This is a genomic window from Hoylesella buccalis ATCC 35310, from assembly GCF_000177075.1.
Lineage (GTDB): Bacteria > Bacteroidota > Bacteroidia > Bacteroidales > Bacteroidaceae > Prevotella > Prevotella buccalis.
In genome coordinates this window covers 13,703-35,654 of the sequence record NZ_ADEG01000046.1, presented here as the reverse complement: position 1 = coordinate 35,654, position 21,952 = coordinate 13,703, and the positions used below count along the sequence as shown (strand labels likewise).

The 21,952-nt window shown below is 48.2% G+C and carries 17 protein-coding genes and 1 pseudogene; 14 read left to right on the top strand and 4 right to left on the bottom strand.

What is annotated here, in order from left to right:
* Positions 1 to 12 precede the first annotated feature (12 nt).
* A complete protein-coding gene (gene dut, locus HMPREF0650_RS05495; RefSeq protein ID WP_004348999.1) occupies positions 13 to 450 on the bottom strand; it encodes a dUTP diphosphatase in 438 nt (145 codons plus the stop codon).
* A gap of 101 nt (positions 451 to 551) precedes the next feature.
* Here dut and dgt point away from each other — a divergent pair, with 101 nt between their 5' ends.
* From dgt to HMPREF0650_RS05485, 3 genes and pseudogenes are all read left to right on the top strand, one after another.
* A complete protein-coding gene (gene dgt, locus HMPREF0650_RS05490) occupies positions 552 to 1,889 on the top strand; it encodes a dGTP triphosphohydrolase (RefSeq protein WP_004348997.1) in 1,338 nt (445 codons plus the stop codon).
* A 293-nt stretch (positions 1,890 to 2,182) separates the two neighbouring features.
* A pseudogene (locus HMPREF0650_RS13715) lies at positions 2,183 to 2,263 on the top strand (hypothetical protein); the annotation flags it as partial.
* 42 nt (positions 2,264 to 2,305) lie between these two features.
* On the top strand, positions 2,306 to 3,748 hold the full coding sequence (locus HMPREF0650_RS05485; RefSeq protein ID WP_004348995.1) for an RNA/DNA-binding domain-containing protein: 1,443 nt from the start codon (positions 2,306 to 2,308) through the stop codon (positions 3,746 to 3,748).
* A 316-nt stretch (positions 3,749 to 4,064) separates the two neighbouring features.
* Here the strand turns inward: HMPREF0650_RS05485 and HMPREF0650_RS05480 are convergent, their stop codons facing one another.
* The 3 genes from HMPREF0650_RS05480 to glsA all read right to left on the bottom strand — a co-directional run bounded on the left by HMPREF0650_RS05480 (position 4,065) and on the right by glsA (position 8,522).
* Positions 4,065 to 6,422 carry a GH92 family glycosyl hydrolase gene (locus HMPREF0650_RS05480; protein ID WP_040562569.1) on the bottom strand — a complete coding sequence of 786 codons (2,358 nt, stop codon included), beginning with the start codon at positions 6,420 to 6,422 and terminating at the stop codon, positions 4,065 to 4,067.
* Between the two features lie 152 nt (positions 6,423 to 6,574).
* Positions 6,575 to 7,576, bottom strand: coding sequence for a glycine N(alpha)-acyltransferase GlsB (gene glsB / locus HMPREF0650_RS05475; RefSeq protein WP_004348993.1), 1,002 nt, complete (start codon positions 7,574 to 7,576; stop codon positions 6,575 to 6,577).
* Between the two features lie 97 nt (positions 7,577 to 7,673).
* Entirely contained in the window at positions 7,674 to 8,522 is an 849-nt protein-coding gene (gene glsA / locus HMPREF0650_RS05470; protein ID WP_004348992.1) for a lyso-glycine lipid O-acyltransferase GlsA, read from the bottom strand.
* 324 nt (positions 8,523 to 8,846) lie between these two features.
* Here glsA and mraZ point away from each other — a divergent pair, with 324 nt between their 5' ends.
* The 11 genes from mraZ to HMPREF0650_RS05415 all read left to right on the top strand — a co-directional run bounded on the left by mraZ (position 8,847) and on the right by HMPREF0650_RS05415 (position 21,927).
* Positions 8,847 to 9,317 (top strand): division/cell wall cluster transcriptional repressor MraZ, encoded by a 471-nt coding sequence (gene mraZ, locus HMPREF0650_RS05465; RefSeq protein WP_040562574.1) that lies wholly within the window; start codon positions 8,847 to 8,849, stop codon positions 9,315 to 9,317.
* A gap of 2 nt (positions 9,318 to 9,319) precedes the next feature.
* Positions 9,320 to 10,258 carry a 16S rRNA (cytosine(1402)-N(4))-methyltransferase RsmH gene (rsmH, locus tag HMPREF0650_RS05460; protein ID WP_004348990.1) on the top strand — a complete coding sequence of 313 codons (939 nt, stop codon included), beginning with the start codon at positions 9,320 to 9,322 and terminating at the stop codon, positions 10,256 to 10,258.
* Positions 10,258 to 10,746, top strand: coding sequence for an FtsL-like putative cell division protein (locus HMPREF0650_RS05455; protein ID WP_004348989.1), 489 nt, complete (start codon positions 10,258 to 10,260; stop codon positions 10,744 to 10,746). Before rsmH ends, HMPREF0650_RS05455 begins: the two co-directional genes overlap by 1 nt.
* Positions 10,743 to 12,899, top strand: a complete 2,157-nt coding sequence (locus HMPREF0650_RS05450) for a PASTA domain-containing penicillin-binding protein (protein ID WP_040562566.1) — start codon at positions 10,743 to 10,745, stop codon at positions 12,897 to 12,899. Before HMPREF0650_RS05455 ends, HMPREF0650_RS05450 begins: the two co-directional genes overlap by 4 nt.
* A 43-nt stretch (positions 12,900 to 12,942) precedes the next feature.
* Positions 12,943 to 14,391, top strand: coding sequence for a UDP-N-acetylmuramoyl-L-alanyl-D-glutamate--2,6-diaminopimelate ligase (locus HMPREF0650_RS05445; protein WP_004348986.1), 1,449 nt, complete (start codon positions 12,943 to 12,945; stop codon positions 14,389 to 14,391).
* A 36-nt stretch (positions 14,392 to 14,427) separates the two neighbouring features.
* On the top strand, positions 14,428 to 15,696 hold the full coding sequence (locus tag HMPREF0650_RS05440) for a phospho-N-acetylmuramoyl-pentapeptide-transferase (protein WP_004348984.1): 1,269 nt from the start codon (positions 14,428 to 14,430) through the stop codon (positions 15,694 to 15,696).
* A gap of 130 nt (positions 15,697 to 15,826) precedes the next feature.
* Positions 15,827 to 17,158 (top strand): UDP-N-acetylmuramoyl-L-alanine--D-glutamate ligase, encoded by a 1,332-nt coding sequence (gene murD, locus HMPREF0650_RS05435; protein ID WP_004348983.1) that lies wholly within the window; start codon positions 15,827 to 15,829, stop codon positions 17,156 to 17,158.
* Positions 17,158 to 18,435: an FtsW/RodA/SpoVE family cell cycle protein gene (locus tag HMPREF0650_RS05430; RefSeq protein WP_004348981.1), complete on the top strand. Its 1,278-nt coding sequence runs from the start codon at positions 17,158 to 17,160 to the stop codon at positions 18,433 to 18,435. Before murD ends, HMPREF0650_RS05430 begins: the two co-directional genes overlap by 1 nt.
* Positions 18,436 to 18,529: 94 nt before the next feature.
* Positions 18,530 to 19,642 carry an undecaprenyldiphospho-muramoylpentapeptide beta-N-acetylglucosaminyltransferase gene (murG, locus tag HMPREF0650_RS05425; protein ID WP_004348979.1) on the top strand — a complete coding sequence of 371 codons (1,113 nt, stop codon included), beginning with the start codon at positions 18,530 to 18,532 and terminating at the stop codon, positions 19,640 to 19,642.
* Positions 19,643 to 19,765: 123 nt separating this feature from the next.
* Entirely contained in the window at positions 19,766 to 21,139 is a 1,374-nt protein-coding gene (gene murC / locus HMPREF0650_RS05420; RefSeq protein ID WP_004348978.1) for a UDP-N-acetylmuramate--L-alanine ligase, read from the top strand.
* On the top strand, positions 21,136 to 21,927 hold the full coding sequence (locus tag HMPREF0650_RS05415; RefSeq protein WP_004348977.1) for a cell division protein FtsQ/DivIB: 792 nt from the start codon (positions 21,136 to 21,138) through the stop codon (positions 21,925 to 21,927). Before murC ends, HMPREF0650_RS05415 begins: the two co-directional genes overlap by 4 nt.
* Positions 21,928 to 21,952 lie beyond the last annotated feature (25 nt).

The window sequence follows — 21,952 nt, the reverse complement described above, 5'->3', positions numbered from 1 at the left end:
ATTGACGCTTGCCTATTTCACACCCGTGTGGCCATAGCCTCCCGTTCCACGTTCGGTCTCATCCAGCTCCTCCACTTCGACGAAATGCCCTTGTTCGTGTCGTGCTATCACCATTTGGGCAATGCGCTCACCATCGCGAATAACAAATTCTTCCTGCGAGAAATTCACCAACAGCACCATCACCTCGCCCCGATAGTCGGCATCTATGGTGCCAGGCGTGTTGAGTACCGTGATGCCATGCTTCAACGCCAACCCGCTACGAGGCCGAACCTGAGCCTCGAATCCCTCTGGAAGAGCGATGAAAAGCCCCGTAGACACCAGCTTTCGTTCCATCGGCTTCAACACGATGGAAGCCTCAAGGTTGGCTCTCAAATCCATTCCTGCACTCTGACTGGTGGCATAAGCAGGCAACTGCTGATGACCTTTATTGATGACTTTTATCTGTATCATAACTATTCAATAATGTGCAAAAATAAGGAATAATCGCCATAAAGTGGCATTATTACTATTAAAAAGAACCAAATTACGCAAATTTCCACTACTTTTGCGTTATGAAATGGCAAAAATTAATTTCCAACAAAAGGCTTGGACAAGAGCTCAAGCACACCGAACGTCATGACGACCGGTCGGAGTTTAAACGCGACTACGACCGTCTTATTTTCTCGGCACCGTTCAGACGCATGCAGAACAAGACGCAAGTGTTTCCCCTACCCGGTTCCATCTTCGTGCACAACCGCCTCACCCACTCGTTGGAAGTGGCCTCGGTGGGCATGTCGCTGGGCAATGACGTAGCTGCACAACTGTGCGAGAAGCATCCCGAACTGCGTGGAACGACGTTTGAACAGATAGGAACCATCGTCAGTGCGGCCTGTCTGGCACACGACATGGGCAACCCTCCGTTCGGACACAGCGGCGAGAAAGCCATCCAAACCTTCTTCACCGAGGGTGCCGGAACCTACTTGCAGGAGCGCGTAAGAGAACGATTCTGGGACGATATCACCCACTTCGAAGGTAACGCCAACGCCTTCCGACTGCTTACGCACCGGTTCAACGGTCGGCGAATAGGCGGCTTCGTGATGACCTACTCCACCCTGGCCAGCATCGTGAAATATCCATTTGCCAGCAGTCTGGCAGGGAGTCACCGAAAATTTGGTTTCTTCTCATCCGAAGAAGACACCTACGTCAAGGTGGCAGAAGAACTGGAAATTAACAAACTCTCTGAACCACACCAACCCTTACGGTATGCACGTCACCCGCTGGTTTATCTGGTTGAGGCTGCGGATGATATCTGCTACGAGATCATGGACATTGAAGACGCCCATAAACTCAAGATTCTCTCATACGAAGAAACAGAGCATTTGCTCATGAATTTCTTTGCCCCAGAGATGCAAGATCACATCCGACAACGCATCAAAGACGAGGGCGTGACCGACAACAACGAAAAGGTGGTGTATATGCGGGCCTCGGCTGTGGGCAAACTGGTTAACGAATGCGTGGAAGCCTTCGTGGCAAACGAGGAAGCGATACTGGACGGTACGCTACAAGGCTCGCTCATCGACCACATCAGTGAGCTACAGCGTAAGGCTTACAGGCAATGCGCAGAACTGTCGTACGAGCGCATCTACCACAGCAAACCCGTGCTGGATGTGGAGCTGGCGGGTTATAAAATCATGCAGACACTTATGCAGACGCTCATCGAGGCGGCCGTCAATCCCGACCGTTTCTATTCGCAACAGCTCATGCGGCGATTCAGTAGCCAGTACGACATACAAAGTCCTGACCTTGAAACGCGCATCATGGCCGTGATTGACTATATCAGCGGCATGACCGATGTGTATGCCTTGGACATCTATCAGAAGATTAACGGAATCTCCCTACCAGTTATCTGATGCCGGAAGTATCACGACTCGCTGCCCACTCTGCAAACATCCTTTACAACACACTGATATAGAATCCCTTACAAAAGCATTGACTTTGACCGTCAAACACATTGACTTTGACTGCCAATAGCATTGACCTTGCTTGGCAAACCCATTGACCTTGCAGCGGCAGGGCATAGACACCTTGATTTGTGTCATAAAGATACGCTATAGCTAACGAAAAATACTCCAAATACAAGAAAATATCAATGTTGTTCAATAATAACCTTTTTTGCTTGCAGTTATGATATGAAATTCTTAATTTTGAGCATCCTAACAATAACACCTTCCATTTTACGGCAGAATTTACCTGTAAGAATGGGCAAGACGAATTCCGTCCCGATGCTTGACAGCTTGAAATTTAATGAGAATATACAGTAAAGGATATGGTAACAAAAGATGAAGTTCTTGAACTTTTACGCAGCACAGAAACCTACAGAATAGAGCGTACAATTTCTACAGGCGACATGGATAAGTTTCAGGAGGCTATTTGTGCATTTTCAAATGATTTACCGAACTGTCGGAAAAAAGGTTATCTTATTTTAGGCGCTCATGACAATGGAACTTTATCTGGGCTAAGGGTAGATGATACCTTGATGAAGAAAATAGCGGGGATTCGTTCTGACGGCAATATACTTCCTTTGCCGATTATGTCTGTAGAAAAGTTTGAGTTTGATGAAGGCGATTTGCTTGTTGTAGAGGTGTCACCCGCTTTGATTCCGCCGGTTCGTTATCGTGGACGCACCTTTATACGTATAGGACCGCGTCGGGATATTGCCACGGAGTCAGAAGAAAGAGTGCTTTTGGAAAAAAGGACATCTTATATGGCTTCATTCGATGCCATGCCTTGTTTCGGTTCATCACTAAAGGATATTGATGTCCAGTTTATAAAGCAGGAATATCTCCCACAGATAATAGACACTGATATCCTGATGACGGATAATCGGTCTTTACAAGAACAATTAGCAGCAATCCATCTTTATGACATTGCCAACGATTGCCCTACAAATGCCGCCATTATTCTTTTCGGGAAAAATGCCTCTTTCTTCCTGCATGGTTGTTATGTTCAATATGTGCATTTCGCAGGAGAGGACACAGGAAGTGAGATTCTTAACGAAAGACAGATTCGTGGCAGTCTGTGTTCAATACTTCCTAAGCTGGAAAGCTTTGTGAAAGATGCTATCGTCACAGCACGTCCGATGCCTGTGAGTATGCTGCGAGAACAGATTGTGTTTAACTACCCTGAGTTAGCACTTCGGGAGTTGCTGATGAATGCCTGTATGCATCGTGACTATCAGTCTAACATGCCTATCAGAATATACCAGTTTAGTAATCGGATTGAAATTCTCAATGCAGGAGGCTTGTATGGGGAAGCTCGTCCTGAAAACTTTCCAACAGTCAACGATTATCGAAACCCTATCATCGCTGAAGCTATGCGTGGAATGAAATACGTGAATATGTTCAATCGAGGCATTCAGCGTGTCAAAACCATGCTAAGAGACAACGGAAATCCAGAACCTGTCTTCAATGTAAGTAAAATTACAGCTTTCGAAGTGATGGTGCAACCATCTTTGTCACTTAACTTAGTCACTGACGGAGAAAAAGTGACTAAGTCAGCGACTAAGTCAACAGAAACGATGAACGAGGTTTTGGCTTTCTGTGAACGCCCCAGAAGTCTCACGGAGATTATGGCGCACTTGGGACTAAAGCACCGTAACAACGCTAAAAGTCGATATATCGACCCTTTGATAGAGAATGGATTTCTTGAAATGACAATACCTGAAAAGCCCAACAGTAGAAATCAAAAGTACGTGCGGGCTTTATCTTAGTCACTTATCTTAGTCGTTTAGAAGTGACTAAGTCGCCTTTTCGGTAATTGAATTACCGAAATACTTTTTTCAAAGGCGGTTCTCTTCATTTGTGATTTGTTTGATACACCCTCATAGGTGCACGTTGAAGAACTACGCCCTGTAGAGGCAAAATTGTTCTGACGAAGTTGACGAAGCCAGGTAAACAGCTACACTTCCGATACAGGGCAACTTGGGCAGCATGAGGAAAGCGTGCCTACCCCTGGCTAATCAAGGGGCTGGCACGCTTCGATTACGGCGACGCACCGCCTTTGCGGTGCGTCGAATGAAGTCTATTTTAATACTTGTCCTTAGGCGTATTGCCCATGGTCACATCCAGTGTGCCGCCCTCGGTGAAGGTTGCGAACGGCAAGTAAGTGCTGTCGAGCGTCTTTCCGTTGAGCTTGTATTCCTGCACATAGATATTCTCCTTGCTGTTGTTGCTCACGTTGATGACAAACTTGTCACCCTTATAATAATCCTTGTTCAGACGAATGGTAATCTTGTCGAACAAAGGACTACCTAAACCAAAGGACGGTTGCTCGGCTGTGAGTCCCTTGACATCGAACATACCGATAGACGACTGTACGAACCAAGCACCCAACTGACCCTGGTCCTCATCCTGTCCGTAACCGTAGCCATGAATACCATCTGTACCATAGAACTCGTCCAAGATGGCACGCACCCACTTCTGGGTGTGCGATGGCTTGCCAGCCTCGTTGAACATCCATGAGATGTGCAGACAAGGCTGGTTGCCTTGGTTGTAAAGCGTCTTCAATCCAGCGAAAGCACCCACCTCGGTACCACCGCTGAAGATGAGCTTCTGCGATTGGGTGAAGATGCTATCCAAACGGTTGTTGAACTCTTCGGCACCCACCTTAGCCACCAACGCTTTGGCATCGTGCGGCGCATAGAACGTATACTGCCAAGCGTTGCCTTCCTGGAATCCGCGCCATACTTGTATTGGGTCAAAATTCTCAATGAAGCTGCCATCGGCCTTCTTCGGACGAACAAAATTGGTTGACGTGTCATAGATGCGTTCCCAGCCCTTGGAAAGATCCATCAACTTCTTATAGTCGTCTGTCTTTCCCAATGCCTTGGCCATCTGTGCGGTAGCCCATGCGCCAAAAGCATACTCCAAGGTGTGCGAAGCAGAGAACATGAACATTTCGTCTGATCCTTCACCCGTGTCCTGGTGAGGCACATAACCGTGTTCTACAAAGAGTTTGGTATCGGTCTTTCCTGCACCAAATGGTCGGTTCTCACCATCCAACTCGTTCTTGCGGCAGGCCTCGTAGGCAAGATTAACATCGAAATCACGGATTCCACAAGCATAAGCCGCTGCAATCATCAAGCTCAACTGATTGGTTCCTACGCCCGATACATAACGGCTATTGGCCAGTCCATCGCCCAACCATCCACTGTCTTTGTATACCTGAAGATGACTGCTGATGAAGTCGGACATGTGCTCGGGATAGGCCATGATCCACACTTGGTTGAGATTCCACTGTGCTCCCCACATGGCATCGGTATTGTAGAGGTTGAAAGCAGGTTTGCCATCCTTCATCTCAATTTGGCCAACGGTACCATCGTGTTTGGGGTAAGCGCCGTTTACGTCACTGGCAATACCACGACCCAAGATGGCATGATACAATCCTGTGTAGAATTTCACCTTATCATCCTTGTTCGTTGTTTCAACCGCAATGCGACTCAAATGCTCATTCCAAGCCTCATGCGACTGCTCCTTAGCCTCGTCAAAAGCCAAGTCCTGCGCCTCAGCCTCAAGGTTCTTCTGGGCATTCTCCACCGAAGTGTAGGACACACCCACCTTTACGGTAATCTTTTCCTGATCAGTTGTCTCGAACGTCAGATAAGCACCCGCGCCCAAACCCGTAGTGGACAGCGAGTCAGCTTTAACGGTTTCGCCGTTGAAAGTACCTACCCCAACAGGTTTCTTGTCGACAACGGCATGGAAATACAAGGGGACTTCGGCGCCCGGCTGGTATTTCTTTACATACTCAGGCAGGGTGATCACCCAGCCTTCGACAACGGTTCCGTTATCCTTAATCTGTACTGAGGCATCCTTTACGGCACCACTTTCGCCCTGGCGGTTACCGATATCAAAGAGGATGCGGCTCTCCTTGCTGGCCGGGAAGGTGTAACGCTGGAAGGCAACACGCGTGGTGGCCGTCATTTCGGCCGTGACATTGTAGTCCTTGAGTAGCACAGAGTAGTAGCCAGCCGTGGCCACTTCATCATCGTGCGAGAAGCGTGAGCGGTAGCCTTTACGCTCGTCCGTCATGGCAGTGTCGCCAGGTACGGTGAACAATTTGCCCACGGTGGGCATCAACGTGATGCCTCCAATCTGGAATTCGTGCAGGCAGGGGAATCCCTCGATGCTGGTGTCACGATAATCATAACCCGTAGCCTCCCAGCCAGATTTATTCCCATAATGTCCATTGGTTGATGGCCCGGGCTTAGCCATGCCGAAAGGTAAGGCACCGGGAGCCATGTGGAAATAACGACAGTGCGCCGTTCCGATGCGTGGCTCTACATAGTTTGTCAGGTCTTCTGTTGTTGCATTGTCAGTTTTCGTACAGGACATCATGCCAAAAATGCCGGCGAAAGCCAGTAATGCCATTGAAATTTTTCTCATGTCTGTTGGTTCTTGTTAGTTAATAATAGTGAATTAGCTAAATGTATACGCCACCTCCTACTGTTTGAATCATGCAAATTCTGACTATTGAAGATGGTGCAGATGAACAAGCATGCGCATGCCAGTCACTACCAATTGTAACTTTTGGCTGCTTATGACTTGTTGTTGTTTTCCTTATAAATGATGTTGTTGACACCCGAAGTGATTTCAAGCGACTCGCGATGCTCCTTGATGAAACTATCGATATGTCGTACACGTTTGTCCTCCAATATCTCGTCTACCGAAATCAGGATTCCCGTTTCTTCCACATCACCGAACCCATTGTTGATGGCAGTGCCAAACAGTTTCATCGTAGGACTTAACCCCATGTAGGCATTAACCAAGGGAGGGATGTTGTATCCCAATTGCCGTATCTCTCTGTTGAGGATTCTGTAATCTGACTTGAAATCCGTTTCAGAGAACAACTTTTCCAATTCTTTGGGATCTTCCTGTAACTCCAAAGGATTTCTCGACACGATAAGATGATCCTTATCATCAAAATGCTTCTTCAAGAAATAAAGTATCATGTCACGTCCCCTGCGGATATAAGAAGGGTACATCGTCATCTTACCGAAGAAATACTTGAGATTAGGATTGAGAACGGTCAGTGCACCGAGACCATCCCACAGGTTGTCCAAGGCGAAGATGCTTTTGGTGTTGCGGCGCACGTTTTGATATTCCAACGCCACGAAAGACCTTCCCAGCTCTACGGTATAGGGCATGTAGTCTTGAAGAAACTTATCGGAGAAATGGAAAAGGTGGCTGGTGGCCAACTTAGGCTGCCCATTGTCGTCCAATTCCCAGTTGGAACCGTACTGATACCGATAGCCTCCGATGATTTCATCCGCATCGGGATTCCACACAATCAGCTGCTTGTAACAGTTGTCGCAGGTATCAAATTCATCGATATCCATGGACTTTCCGGTGCCTCCGCCAGCGGTACGGAAGGCAATTTCGCGCAATCGTCCAATCTCCTTCATCACGTTGGGTGAGTCATGGGCTGTGACCACGAAAATTTTGTTGTGGCTTTTGTTCGTCATCCGGAGCCGCTTCTCAGGCGTCAATTCAGCTTTCAACAGCTCCCTATCGATGGGCTGGATAATCTCTTCTTGCATGGTTTCTTAGAGGATTGACGAAGAAGGACCATTCATTGCGAGTATGGGATTCTCTCAAATAAGATCTCTCAACGCTTGATTGATATTTCAGTTATCTCTATTCAGCTGTTTGTGTTGGTTGCAGTTGGTATACTTTATTTTGTACATACTGCGCCCATTGCTGCGCATTCTTACGCTTGTCAAAGGTCTGCCAAGGTATCGGTTTGCCTATCGTAACGCGGAATGTCTTGTGTCTGTTGCGATACATTTCATCAACTAAGAACAGCATCGCCACGTTAAATTTTAATTTCAGGGCCTTACAGATATTGGCGATACGATAAAACCGGTCTGAGTTTCGCCCCTCAAAATGAATGGGTACCACGTCTCTCTGATATTCAACACTCTTGGTAATGAAGGTTTTCTTCCAGGGAATGTCACGAATTTGACCATTGATTTTACGTGAACAGAGGCCGGCTGGGAACATGATGATGTGGTTGTCACTTTGGAAGGCCGCATCCACCATTGCGGGGAAATTGCGACTTTGTTTACCAGTTTTATTGATGCCGATGCCTAAAGGGCGCAGTCCCGGCAGGTTCATCAACAAATCATTCAACAGGTATTTGATGCGGCCACCATAATGTCGGCCGATAATAGCGCCCAAAGCGACCCCGTCAGCACCACCTAGCGGATGATTTGATGCGAAGATGTATAGTCGACCATCTTGTGGATTCGGCAAATTTTCCCTACCTTTGACCTCCAAAGAGGCATCCAGATATTGGACACACGCTTCAAGCCAATCGACTCCTGTCAAGTCTTTGCTTTCCCAAAGAAATTGATTCACTTCATCTTGATGGGTAATCTTCTTGAGCCAACGGGTTGCAAAATGTGGAACATATTTAGCCTTGTCGCCTAGTTTACTGCGCAAGATGTCATCGATGTCTATGGTTTTCTTTGTTACGTCACTCATTTAGGTCAAAAAACTTTCTTTGCAAAAATAACATAACTTTTTGTATTATGCCGCTTTTTTATGCAAAAATGTTCAAAAATTATCTAATCTGTTATACCGTTGTCACACGACGAAACAGGTGTTTCATGGATGTTACAGATATCATTTTGAACGATTGATCTGAGTTAAGTTGAAGCCATCGAATCGAGAAGTTGTAGAGAATAAAATACGTTAAATAAACTAAAAATACAATTTTCTCATCATTTTATGTATGAAAGTGGGGAAATGTGGGGAAAAATATGTATCTTTGACAACAAATATCGATATGCATATAAAGAGGTACACATGCGATTTTTAGGAAATATAGAAGCAAAGATAGACGCCAAGGGCAGAGTGTTCTTGCCGGCAACGTTCAGGAAGGTACTGCAAGCAGCAGGCGAAGAGAGCCTCGTTCTGCGGAAGGACGTGTTCCAATCGTGCCTCACCCTCTATCCTGAATCAGTATGGAACGCACAGTTAGACACCTTAAGAAGACGCCTTTCACGCTGGAATGCACAAGAACAGCTCATCTTCCGTCAGTTTGTTTCCGACGTTGAGCTGTTGTCACTCGACGCCAATGGACGTTTATTGATACCGAAACGTTACCTAAAAATGGCAAATATCGAACAAGCTGTGAAATTCATTGGCATGGACGACACCATAGAGATGTGGTGCAACGACGTGACAGAGAAACCTTTCATGCAGCCGGAGGAGTTCGGCAAGGCCCTGCAAGAAATCATGAGCAAAGGCGCAGAGCCAACCAAAGAGACTGAATAAAAATGAGCATCAAGACAGCAGAAACATACCATGTGCCGGTTCTCTTACAAGAGAGCGTTGAGGGGTTGAACATCCAGCCCGATGGGATTTACGTGGATGTAACCTTCGGAGGCGGTGGCCACTCCATGCAGATTCTGCGCCAACTGGGGGAAAATGGCCACTTATTCAGCTTCGATCAAGATCTGGATGCAGAGAAAAACATCCCTCAAGCGGGCAATGAACTGCTGCAACAAGACAATTTTACGTTTGTACGTTCAAACTTCAGATACCTCAAGAACTGGATGCGATACTACGAAATAGAGCAGATTGACGGACTGTTAGCTGACCTAGGCGTATCCAGTCATCATTTTGATGACGAAAGTCGGGGGTTCTCTTTCCGCTTCGACGCACCCCTCGACATGCGCATGAACAAGACAGCGAGCATCACAGCTGCCGACGTTGTAAACACATACAGCGAAGAACGCCTTGCCGATGTGTTCTACCTCTATGGAGAATTGAAAAACGCTCGACGCATCGCCTCGCTCCTGGTGAAAGCGCGAACCGAAGAGATGATTGTGACCACACAGGACTTCATTCAAGCCACAGCACCTCTGTTCAAGAGAGAACGAGAGAAGAAAGACATGGCTAAGCTGTTCCAAGCCCTGCGCATCGAGGTGAATCACGAGATGGAATCCCTAAAAGAAATGCTTGAAGGTGCCAAGCAACTACTTCGACCAGGAGGCAGATTGTCTGTCATCACTTACCATTCTCTGGAAGATCGGATTGTCAAAAATATGATGAAGACTGGCAATGTGGAGGGAAAAATGACGCAGGACTTTTTCGGAAAGATAACAACTCCTTTCTCACTAATCAACAAAAAAGTGATTGTGCCAGCAGAGGATGAGCAGCAACGAAACCCAAGAAGCAGAAGTGCGAAGTTAAGAATCGCTGAAAAGAAGTAATGAAAAAAGAAGATATTGACAAAGAATCAAAACCCATCTTGTCGGTTTCAGAAGGAAAACAACCGGAAGAATCTGCGAACAACCAAAAGGAAGTTGCAGATGAGGGTCCTACACTCAAGGAAGTCATCCTAGAGCAAGCCAGAGAAGGAGAGGCTCCACTGTCCAAGAATTTCACATTGAAGAAGATTCTTGGTGGAGACATTTTGACTACTTCCACCATCCGCAAGCAAATCTGGGTCGTACTGCTCATTACTTTTTTCATCATCATCTACATTTCAAACCGATACAGCGTGCAGCAACACCTCATTGAAATTGACCAGTTACAGAAAGAGTTGCAAGATGCCAGATACAAAGCACTGTCTACCAGTAGTCAACTGACGGAAAAGAGCAGAGAAAGCAACGTGCTCGAAATGTTAAAGAACAATAAGGACAGCGTCCTCAAAATAGCAAACCAACCACCTTACATCATCACCGTTCCTGCAGAATGAATAAGTTTGATTATAAAAAGATAATGCCTCGCTACAGTGCCCTCGCCATCATGATGACACTGATAGCACTTGCCGTGGTTGGTAAAACAATCTACATCATGACAGCCAAGCGCGACTATTGGACCAAAGTGGCCAATCGCGTAAAGCGCGACAGTGTAGACATCAAACCTATGCGAGGCAACATTCTTAGCAGCAATGGTGAACTCATGGCAAGTTCATTACCCGAGTTTAAGGTGTACATGGACTTCAAAACCTTACATGAGTCAAAAACCGACACACTATGGGATGAGAAGATTGACTCTATCTGTCAAGGTCTGGCAACCATCTTTCCAGAAAAGCCTGCCAGTGCATTCAGAGCCGAGTTGGAAGAGGGAAGGAAGAAACAAAGCCGCCATTGGCCCATTTGGAAAAAGCGCATCGACTACAATACTTTTACAGATGTGAAAGCGTTGCCGTTGTTCAATCTTTCTAAATATTCCAGTGGTTTCCACTACGAAGAATTCAACGCGCGACAACGCCCCTATGGTTCGCTAGCTGGAAGAACCGTGGGTGCCATGTATGGAGCTAAAGACACGGCTCGATTTGGACTTGAGTTGTCCTACGATTCCATCCTCCGCGGAAAGAACGGCATCGTGCATCGTCGCAAGGTGCTCAATAAGTTTCTTGACATCATGGACACACCTCCTGTCGATGGGGCAGACATTGTCACAACCATTGACGTTGGCATGCAAGACCTTGCGGAAAGAGCTGTCATCGACGAGTTGAAGAAAATCAACGGAAATGTTGGCGTGGCACTGGTCATGGAGGTGGCTACTGGTGACATCAAGGCCATCGTCAACATGGAGAAATGCTTTGATGGTGAATACCGAGAAGTAAAGAATCATGCCGTTAGCGACCTGCTGGAACCTGGATCTGTGTTTAAAGTTGCCTCGATTATGACAGCACTTGATGACGGTGTTGTGGACACCACGGCCAGAGTAGAGACTGCTGGTGGCGTTTGGCCGATGTATGGCAGACACATGAAAGACCACAACTGGCGTAGGGGCGGCTATGGTTTGTTAACGCTTCCACAGACTCTTCTATACAGCTCCAACATCGGTATCAGCCGCATTATCGACGACAATTATAAAGATCAGCCCGAGAAATTCGTACGAGGAATCTATCGAACGGGGCTGGCCGACAACCTGAATATTCCGTTAGTGGGTTCGTCTCCAGCTGTTATCCGTCTGCCCAAGAAAAACAAACGCGGCCAATGGCTCAACTGGAGCAAGACTGCTTTGCCCTGGATGAGTATTGGTTACGAAACACAAATTCCACCCATTTCCATGATCACGTTTTACAATGCCATCGCCAACAACGGCAAGATGATGCAACCGCGCTTTGTAAAAAAGGTGGTGAAAAATGGAGAAGTGTTAATAGAGTTTCCACCCAAGGTACTCCGCTCACAGATATGCAAGCCCAAAACGCTTGGTGAAATTCAAACCATTCTTGAACATGTGGTCAGCCAAGGATTGGGCAAGAAAGCCGGATCACCATCTTTCAAGGTGGCCGGCAAGACGGGTACGGCACAAATCTCACAGGGTTCGGGTGGATATAAGGTAGGACGAACCAACTATTTGCTGAGCTTTGCCGGCTATTTCCCCGCCGACAAGCCTCGATACAGCTGCATTGTTTGCATCCAGAAGTCGGGACTTCCCGCATCAGGAGGTGGCATGAGTGGTGTTGTGTTTCATCACATTTCAGAGGGTATCATGGCCCAAGACCTTAAACTTGACGTTAAAGATGCCAAAGATTCAACATCGATTTTGTTGCCAGATGTAAAAAATGGCAATGTCCTCGCAGCCAACTACGTGCTCAGTCACTTGGGAATCAATGCCAATCAAGATTGGTCTGGCTCATACACCAAGGGCAATCCCATCTGGGGTTCAGCTGAAATACAGAACAATACGGTTGTCAAACTCAGGAAAGTAAAGGTGCATGGCCACAAATTCATCCCCAATGTGGAGGGAATGGGGGCGCGTGATGCCGTCTATATCTTGGAGAGCAGAGGCGTCAGAGTCAAGCTTGACGGACGTGGAAAGGTTATCAGTCAGAGTCTGGAACCAGGCCATAGCATCAAGAAAGGCGATGTATGTCACCTGACATTGCAATAGATTTAGCAATACACCACAGTAACATTTATAAGAAATTACCTATATGACATTCAGTGAATTGATTAAGGGCATCAAGACATCCGCCGTCATCGGCGAAGCCAATGTCAACATCACAGGCGTGGAAATCGATTCCCGCAAAGTAAAAGAGGGCAACCTATTCGTAGCCATCAAGGGCACACAGGTGGACGGTCATCAATACATACCCAAAGCGATAGAGCTGGGAGCCGCCGCTATCTTATGTGAAGAAGCGCCACAACAGCCACAACCAAACGTCACCTACGCGGTGGTGAAATCGACAGAAGATGAAGTAGGGAAAGTTGCCACCCGCTTTTTTGGCGACCCTTCCAAACACCTCAAGCTGGTAGGTGTCACAGGTACCAACGGAAAGACCACCGTTGCCACCTTATTATATAATCTATTCAGAAAGTTAGGTCACAAGTGTGGACTGCTTTCTACGGTCTGCAATTTTATCGAAGGGCAGGAGATTCCTGCCGACCACACCACCCCCGATCCTATTGAACTCAACGAATTGTTAGCCAAGATGCTGGCTGCTGGCTGCGAATACGTATTCATGGAATGTTCGTCACACGCCATTGCACAGAAACGAATCGGCGGACTTACCTTCACGGGAGGCATCTTCACCAACCTCACGCGCGACCATTTGGATTATCACAAGACCTTCGAGAACTACCGCAACGCCAAGAAATCATTCTTTGACGGCCTACCCAAGTCGGCTTTTGCCATCACCAACGCTGATGACAAGAACGGCATGGTGATGGTGCAGAACACCAAAGCCAGCGTTAAGACCTACTCCATCCAGTCGATGGCCGACTTCAAAGCGCGCATCATCGAATGCCATTTTCAGGGAATGTACCTGGCGATTGACGGTCAGGAGGTTGGTGTACAGTTCACGGGCAAGTTCAATGTCAGCAACCTGCTAGCCGTTTACGGTGCCGCACGCATGCTGGGCAAGCAACGCGAAGAGACACTCATCGCCATGAGCACCTTGCACACCGTCAACGGCCGCATGGACACGTTGCAGTCGCCCGAAGGGTTTACGGCCATCGTAGACTACGCTCATACGCCCGACGCATTGAAAAATGTGCTGTTGGCCATACACGAGGTTGACGGAAAGGGGCATATCATCACCGTTTGTGGTGCCGGTGGCAACCGTGACAAGGGCAAGCGTCCACTCATGGCGAAGCAGGCTGTGCAGCTCAGTGACAAGGTTATCATCACCAGTGACAACCCTCGTTTTGAAGATCCACAAGACATCATCAACGACATGCTGGCGGGTTTGGATGCGCAAGACCAGAAAAAGGTGCTAACCATCGCCGACCGTAAGGAGGCCATCCGCACGGCCTGCATGCTGGCACAGAAGCAAGACGTGATTCTTGTTGCAGGCAAAGGACACGAAACGTATCAGGAAATCAAGGGCGTGAAACATCATTTTGACGACAAGGAAGTGCTGCGCGACATTTTTGCCCAGTAACATCGTCATTGAACAACATAATAAACAGCACACAGCATGTTATACTATCTTTTCAGATTCTTAGAACAATACGGCATCTCGGGGGCTCACGTATGGGGCTACATCTCCTTCAGAGCCTTGCTTGCCCTCATCTTTTCGCTGGTCATCTCGGCCTGGTTTGGTGAGCGATTCATCAAGTACCTGCGCAAGAAACAAATCACCGAGACGCAGCGCGACGCCTCCATCGACCCCTTTGGCGTCAACAAGATTGGCGTTCCTTCCATGGGTGGTGTCATCATCATTGCCGCCATTGTCATCCCCGTGCTGCTTTTGGGCCGACTCAGAAACATCTACCTCATCCTGATGGTCGTGACAACCCTTTGGCTGGGGTTCCTCGGTGGCATGGACGATTACATCAAGATATTCCGCAAAAACAAAGAAGGACTGAAAGGAAAGTACAAGATTGTGGGACAGGTGGGCATCGGATTGATTGTCGGACTGGTACTTTGGTCGTCGCCGGATGTGAAGATTAACGAAAATTTAGCCATCGAACAGCAAGGAAAGGAAATGGTTATCAAGCACCGAACCGATGCGCGCAAGTCGCTCAAAACCACCATTCCGTTCGTCAAAGGGCACAACTTGGATTACGCGGGCGTAATGCGTTGGTGTGGCAAATACAAGACAGCGGCCGGTTGGATATTGTTTGTCGTGATGACCATCATCGTGGTGACGGCAGTTTCGAATGGTGCCAATCTCAACGATGGCATGGATGGCATGTGCGCAGGCAATTCGGCCATCATCGGCGTGGCACTGGGCATCCTGGCCTATGTCAGCTCGCACATCGAGTTTGCCTCGTACCTCAACATCATGTACATACCAGGTTCGCAAGAGCTGGTGGTGTTTATGTGCGCCTTCGTGGGTGCCCTCATCGGTTTCTTGTGGTACAACGCCTACCCCGCGCAGGTGTTCATGGGCGACACGGGCTCGCTAACCATCGGCGGCATCATTGGCGTTTGCGCAGTGATTATTCATAAAGAACTGTTGCTGCCCATCCTTTGCGGCATCTTCTTTGTGGAGAGTGTGAGCGTTATGTTGCAAGTATATTATTACAAAATGGGCAAACGCAAAGGGGTGAAGCAACGCATCTTCAAGCGCACGCCCATCCATGACAACTTCCGCACGCAGGATTCGCAACTGGATCCCGACTGCAAATACCTCATCAGAAAACCTCATTCGGCCGTACACGAGTCGAAAATCACCATTCGCTTTTGGATCATCACCATCATCCTGGCAACCATGACCATCATCACACTGAAAGTGAGATAGTTACAAACTCATTGAGATTGACACGCAAAGTCATGGAGATTGGAGGCCAAAGTCAATGACATTGTACAAACAACCAAAGCCAACAGCCAAATTAGCGGGTGCAAGTAAATAAAAAAAAGGAGTAGAACACATGAAAAGAATAGTTATTCTCGGAGCAGCAGAGAGTGGAGTTGGAGCTGCCATCTTAGCCCAAAAAGAAGGTTTCGACGTATTTGTTTCTGACATGGGTGAAATCAAAGACAAATACAAGAAGACGCTGGATGAGCACAACATTAGGTGGGAAGAGAAGCATCACACCCCCGAACTCATTCTGAACGCTGACGAAATCATCAAGAGTCCGGGCATCCCGAAAGAGGCTCCAATGGTGCAGAAGGCCATGGCAAAGGGCATCGGCATCATCAGCGAAATAGAGTTTGCCGGGCGTTACACCCACTCGAAGATGATTTGCATCACGGGCAGCAACGGCAAAACCACCACCACGTCGCTGATTTACCACATCTTCAAGTCGGCTGGCTACGATGCCGGACTGGCTGGCAACATAGGGCGCAGTCTGGCACTGCAGGTGGCCGAGGACCCGCATGAGTACTACATCATCGAGCTGAGCTCGTTCCAGTTGGACAACATGTACAAGTTTAAGGCCGACATCGCCATCCTGCTGAACATCACCCCCGACCACTTGGATCGCTACGACAACTGCATGCAGAATTATGTGGACGCCAAAATGCGCATCATACAGAACCAAACCGCGCAAGACAGCTTCATCTACTGGAACGACGACCCCATCATCAAGCGCGAATTGAAGAAGTATAACATCAAGGCCGTGCAATGCCCCTTCTCTGAACTCAAGGAGAAAGGCTCGATAGGATACATCGAAGAGGGCGAATACACCATTGAGAAGCCTACCCCATTCAACATGGAGCAGGAGGCACTGGCACTCACCGGCAAGCACAACATCTACAACTCGCTGGCCGCAGGCATTGCCACCGACATCGCAGGTATCAGGAACGAGGTTATCAGAAAGAGCCTCAGCGACTTTCCCGGCGTGGAACATCGTCTGGAAAAGGTGTGCAAGGTGGGCGGCGTACAGTACATCAACGACTCGAAGGCCACCAATGTGGATGCCTGCTGGTATGCGCTGGAAAGCATGCGAACGCCCACCATCCTCATTCTGGGCGGAAAGGATAAGGGAAACGACTATGGCCCAATTAAAGATTTGGTGAAAGAAAAGTGCGTCGCACTGATGTATCTCGGAGCCGACAACAGCAAGCTGCACGACAATTTCGACAACTTGGGCATCCCAGTTCGCGACACCCACTCGATGAAAGAATGCGTGGCAGCCTGTTACGAGTTGGCCAAACCAGGCGACACGGTGCTGCTCAGTCCTTGTTGTGCCAGCTTCGATTTGTTCAAGAACATGGAAGATAGGGGCGATCAGTTTAAAACTTTGGTAAGAAATCTGTAATGGACAAGACGTTAGGAAATATCTTCAAGGGAGACAAGGTCATCTGGATGGTCTTCTTCTTCCTCTGCATCATTTCGGTCATCGAGGTGTATTCGGCCTCTGCCGGACTGACTTACAAGGGCGGACACTATTGGGCTCCCATCGTGAAGCACACGGGCATCCTGCTGGTGGGCGTGTTTGCCATGGTGGTAACGCTCAACATCAAGTGCAAGTACTTCAAGATTGTAACCCCCTTCCTACTACTGATAGCCGTCGTCGCGCTGATAACGGTTTTGCTGGCAGGGCAGTCTACCAACGGTGCCCAACGGTGGATTAGCATCGTAGGCATACAGTTTCAGCCCTCCGAAATCGCCAAAGGCGCGCTGGTTCTGGCTACAGCGCAGATACTAAGTGCCTTGCAAACCGAGCACGGAGCGGACAAAAACGCCTTTAAATACATTCTCATCGTGAGTGCTTTCATCATTCCGCTCATCATGGTAGAGAATCTTTCCACGGCCATGTTGCTGTGTATGGTCATCTTCATGATGATGATTATCGGGCGCGTACCTGGCAAAATCCTTGGGAAGGCATTGGGGGTAGTCACATTGTTGATTCTAACCGTCTTCACGCTGGTGATGGTTGTGGGGGAAGACCATGAGAAAGAAAACGCCAACCCAAACCACATAGAACAGGTTGCCGTAGCGGAACAAAAGAAAGATCCCAGCATGTTTGGCTCTGTGTTCCACCGCTTTGACACCTGGAAAGGGCGCATCGACCGATTCATAGCTGGCAAAGAGACCCCTCCGGAGGAATTCGACTTGGATAAAGACGCACAGATAGGGCATGCCAACATTGCCATCGTGTCGTCGAACTTTATTGGTAAGGGACCGGGAAACTCGGTAGAACGCGACTTTCTGTCGCAGGCTTTCTCCGACTTCATCTATGCCATCATCATCGAGGAGATGGGGCTTTTCGGCGGATTCTTCGTGGCCATGCTGTACATCATCCTGCTCTTTAGGACTGGACGCATAGCCAACCGCTGCGAGAACAATTTCCCTGCCTTCCTCGCTATGGGACTGGCTCTGCTGCTGGTGACCCAGGCTTTGTTCAATATGTGCGTGGCCGTGGGCCTGGCACCCGTTACGGGTCAGCCGCTGCCATTGGTCAGCAAGGGCGGAACTTCCACCATCATCAACTGCGTTTACATCGGTGCGATACTCAGTGTCAGCCGTTCGGCCAAGAAAAAACCAGACGCCGACAGTGACGAAGTGATGGCCGAAAAGCTCGCAACGGCATAGTCTTGTCACCTAATGGCATAAAATAAATATGGTGAATCATGACAAAAAGACATATTTTTTGATTACTTTTGTCCATTAAATACATCTGAGTTAGATGAGCAACGAATTGAGAATTATTGTCAGTGGTGGCGGAACGGGAGGACATATCTTTCCAGCCATCTCCATCGCTAACGCCATCAAGGCAAAGCGTCCTGATGCGAAGATACTCTTTGTGGGGGCTATCGGGCGCATGGAAATGGAGCGCGTGCCCAAAGCTGGCTACGAGATAAAAGGACTACCCATTTGCGGATTCGACCGCAAACACCTGTTGAAGAACATCTCCGTGCTGTTCAAAATATGGAAAAGTCAGCGCATGGCTAAGGCCATCATCAAAGACTTCAAGCCGATGGCCGCCGTCGGAGTGGGTGGATATGCCAGTGGCCCCACGTTGAACGTTTGTGCAAAACGGCACATTCCTTGCTTGATACAGGAACAAAACTCGTATGCTGGGGTGACCAACAAGTTGTTGGCGAAGAAAGCAGACAAGATATGTGTGGCTTACGAAGGCATGGAACGATTCTTCCCAGCCGACAAAATCATCATGACAGGCAACCCCGTGCGGCAAAATGTGCTGCAAACTGCCTTGACACAACAAGAGGCAAGGAAGTCATTCGGGCTAGACCCAGACAAGAAAACCGTGCTATTGGTAGGCGGAAGTCTTGGAGCCAGAACCATCAACGAGAGCGTGATGAGCCACCTGGATATGGTAAGAGCGAGCGGTGTGCAATTTATTTGGCAAACTGGGAAATATTATTTCGAAGGCATCACCAAGGCCTTGCAGTCGGAAGAGCCGCTGCCCATGCTCCACGTAACTGACTTTATCAGCGACATGGGGGCTGCCTACAAGGCGGCAGACTTGGTGATAAGCCGCGCCGGAGCCAGTTCTATCAGCGAGTTCTGTCTTATTGGCAAGCCCGTCATCCTGGTCCCCAGTCCGAACGTGGCTGAAGACCATCAAACGAAAAACGCCATGGCTTTGGTCAACAAGAACGCTGCCATTTATGTCAAAGATTCCGAAGCGAAGGACATGTTGCTACAACAAGCCATCGAAACCGTACAGAACGACAGTAAGTTGGCATCGCTGAGCGAGAATGTTTTGAAGCTCGCATTGCCTCATTCTGCCGACATCATCGCAGATGAGGTCATCAAACTGGCATCGAACCGGTAGACAAAAACGCCGGCAAAGAAAAGCATAGAACATGAAAGGGAACGTCCGCCAACGCCAATGAGCGAAGCGAACGAACTACCTGCAACTTTCGATAACTCCACAAGACAAAAGAAGAGAAGAGAAATGGACATAACAGAGATCAAGTCGGTTTATTTCATTGGGGCTGGCGGCATTGGCATGAGTGCCATCGCTCGCTACTTCATTCATAAAGGTGTGGTGGTGGCTGGTTACGACAAGACACCTTCTGCACTGACCAACCAGCTTGAGAAAGAGGGAATGCTCATTCACTATGAAGAAAATGTGGAGGAGATACCGCATGCATGTAAGAACCCACAGACATGCCTTGTTGTCTACACACCCGCCATTCCGGAAACCCATCAAGAGTTGAAATACTTCAGGGAAAACGGCTTTGAGATACAAAAGCGAGCACAGGTGCTCGGCACATTGACCCAGACACACAAGGGATTGTGCTTTGCAGGAACGCACGGTAAGACCACAACCAGCACCATGTGCGCCCACATCATGCACCAGAGTCATGTCGACTGCAATGCCTTTCTCGGCGGCATCTCAAAGAACTATGGCACCAACTACATCCTGTCAGATGCGAGCGATTATATCGTTATCGAGGCCGATGAGTTCGACCGTAGTTTCCATTGGCTGCGTCCGTGGATGAGTGTAATCACCTCCACCGACCCCGACCATCTGGATATCTACGGCACAAAAGAGGCTTATCTGGAGAGTTTCCGTCACTATACCACGCTCATTCAGCCAGGTGGAGCGTTGATTATCCATCGGGATTTGGAGATGAAGCCTGCGGTTCAGGAGGGCGTAAGCATGTATGACTACAGCAGGGACAAAGGAGATTTCCATGCAGAGAATATCGAAATTAAAAATGGTCATATCACTTTCGATTTCATTTCGCCCTTGGAAAATGTAGAAGGCGTAGAACTTGGTCAGCCCATTCCCATCAACATTGAGAACGGCGTGGCTGCCATGGCTATGGCACAACTGAATGGTTGCACGGCCGAAGAACTGCGATATGGCATGTCTACCTATCATGGAGTGGAGCGAAGGTTCGACTTCAAGATTAAGAACGACCGCCATGTGCTGCTCTCCGACTATGCGCATCACCCAAAGGAGATATACCAAAGTGCCAAAAGTCTGCGCGAGTTGTATCACGACCGCAAGGTGACGGCCATCTTTCAGCCGCATCTTTACACCCGAACCAGAGACTTCTATAAGGAGTTTGCCAAAGCATTGAGCCAGCTGGACGAAGTGATTTTGTGCGATATCTATCCCGCTCGTGAGCAACCCATCAAGGGAGTGACGTCACAACTGATATACGATGAACTTACCTGTAAGGAGAAAAGCATGATTCACAAGGAAGAGGTTCTCGACCTGGTGAAGCGACGCGACTTCGATGTCCTCGTGATATTGGGCGCCGGTGACTTGGATAATTACGTTCCACAAATGGCTAAGATCATAGAAAGCAAGTGAGAAGAAACCTGAAAAAGATAATAACCATCGTACTGGATGTGGTGCTGGGCATCTATCTGGTCTTTGCTTTCACGGCATTCAACAAGCCTGATGAAACGGCCAACGTATGCACAAAAGTAAGCATTGACATTGCAGACGAGGCCCAAAATGGTTTTATCAACGCCGCAGAAATCAGGGATCGACTGGAGAAGCACAAGCTCTACCCGCTGGAAAAGCCATTGAAATACGTAGATGCCCGCAAGATAGAGGACATGTTGAAGACCAGTCCGTTTGTCAATACGGCTGAATGTTACAAAACACAAAATGGACATGTCAACATCAGCATCACGCAACGAATGCCCATCGTGCGCATCAAGTCGGTCAATGGTGACGACTATTATCTGGATGATAAGGATGCCATCATGCCCAACTCCAGTTACACGAGCGACCTCATCATCGCGACTGGCTACATTAACAAATGGTTTGCCACGCATTATGTGTCGGCGCTGAGCAAAGCATTGATGGGTAACGAGCTATGGAAAAACCAAATAGAACAAATTCATGTTCTACCCGACCGCGGCATAGAGTTGGTCCCCAGGGTGGGCGACCACATCATTTATTTGGGTCAGTTGCCCACAAGCAATGACCGAACAAAGCGGCTCTCGTTGATTGAGAGCTTCACCAAGAAGAAACTCACACGTCTGGAAAAGTTCTATAAATATGGCCTTTCACAGGCGGGATGGAACAAATATTCTTACATCAACCTGGAGTTTGACAACCAAATCATCTGCAAAAGACGAAGCAATTGAACGGATGTGAGAACAAAAGTACATA

Excerpts from the sequence above, each read along its gene's own strand:
- dut (WP_004348999.1), bottom strand. The coding sequence starts at position 450 with ATGATACAGATAAAAGTCATCAATAAAGGTCATCAGCAGTTGCCTGCT.
- dgt (WP_004348997.1), top strand. The coding sequence starts at position 552 with ATGAAATGGCAAAAATTAATTTCCAACAAAAGGCTTGGACAAGAGCTC.
- HMPREF0650_RS05485 (WP_004348995.1), top strand. The coding sequence starts at position 2,306 with ATGGTAACAAAAGATGAAGTTCTTGAACTTTTACGCAGCACAGAAACC.
- HMPREF0650_RS05480 (WP_040562569.1), bottom strand. The coding sequence starts at position 6,422 with ATGAGAAAAATTTCAATGGCATTACTGGCTTTCGCCGGCATTTTTGGC.
- glsB (WP_004348993.1), bottom strand. The coding sequence starts at position 7,576 with ATGCAAGAAGAGATTATCCAGCCCATCGATAGGGAGCTGTTGAAAGCT.
- glsA (WP_004348992.1), bottom strand. The coding sequence starts at position 8,522 with ATGAGTGACGTAACAAAGAAAACCATAGACATCGATGACATCTTGCGC.
- mraZ (WP_040562574.1), top strand. The coding sequence starts at position 8,847 with ATGCGATTTTTAGGAAATATAGAAGCAAAGATAGACGCCAAGGGCAGA.
- rsmH (WP_004348990.1), top strand. The coding sequence starts at position 9,320 with ATGAGCATCAAGACAGCAGAAACATACCATGTGCCGGTTCTCTTACAA.
- HMPREF0650_RS05455 (WP_004348989.1), top strand. The coding sequence starts at position 10,258 with ATGAAAAAAGAAGATATTGACAAAGAATCAAAACCCATCTTGTCGGTT.
- HMPREF0650_RS05450 (WP_040562566.1), top strand. The coding sequence starts at position 10,743 with ATGAATAAGTTTGATTATAAAAAGATAATGCCTCGCTACAGTGCCCTC.
- HMPREF0650_RS05445 (WP_004348986.1), top strand. The coding sequence starts at position 12,943 with ATGACATTCAGTGAATTGATTAAGGGCATCAAGACATCCGCCGTCATC.
- HMPREF0650_RS05440 (WP_004348984.1), top strand. The coding sequence starts at position 14,428 with ATGTTATACTATCTTTTCAGATTCTTAGAACAATACGGCATCTCGGGG.
- murD (WP_004348983.1), top strand. The coding sequence starts at position 15,827 with ATGAAAAGAATAGTTATTCTCGGAGCAGCAGAGAGTGGAGTTGGAGCT.
- HMPREF0650_RS05430 (WP_004348981.1), top strand. The coding sequence starts at position 17,158 with ATGGACAAGACGTTAGGAAATATCTTCAAGGGAGACAAGGTCATCTGG.
- murG (WP_004348979.1), top strand. The coding sequence starts at position 18,530 with ATGAGCAACGAATTGAGAATTATTGTCAGTGGTGGCGGAACGGGAGGA.
- murC (WP_004348978.1), top strand. The coding sequence starts at position 19,766 with ATGGACATAACAGAGATCAAGTCGGTTTATTTCATTGGGGCTGGCGGC.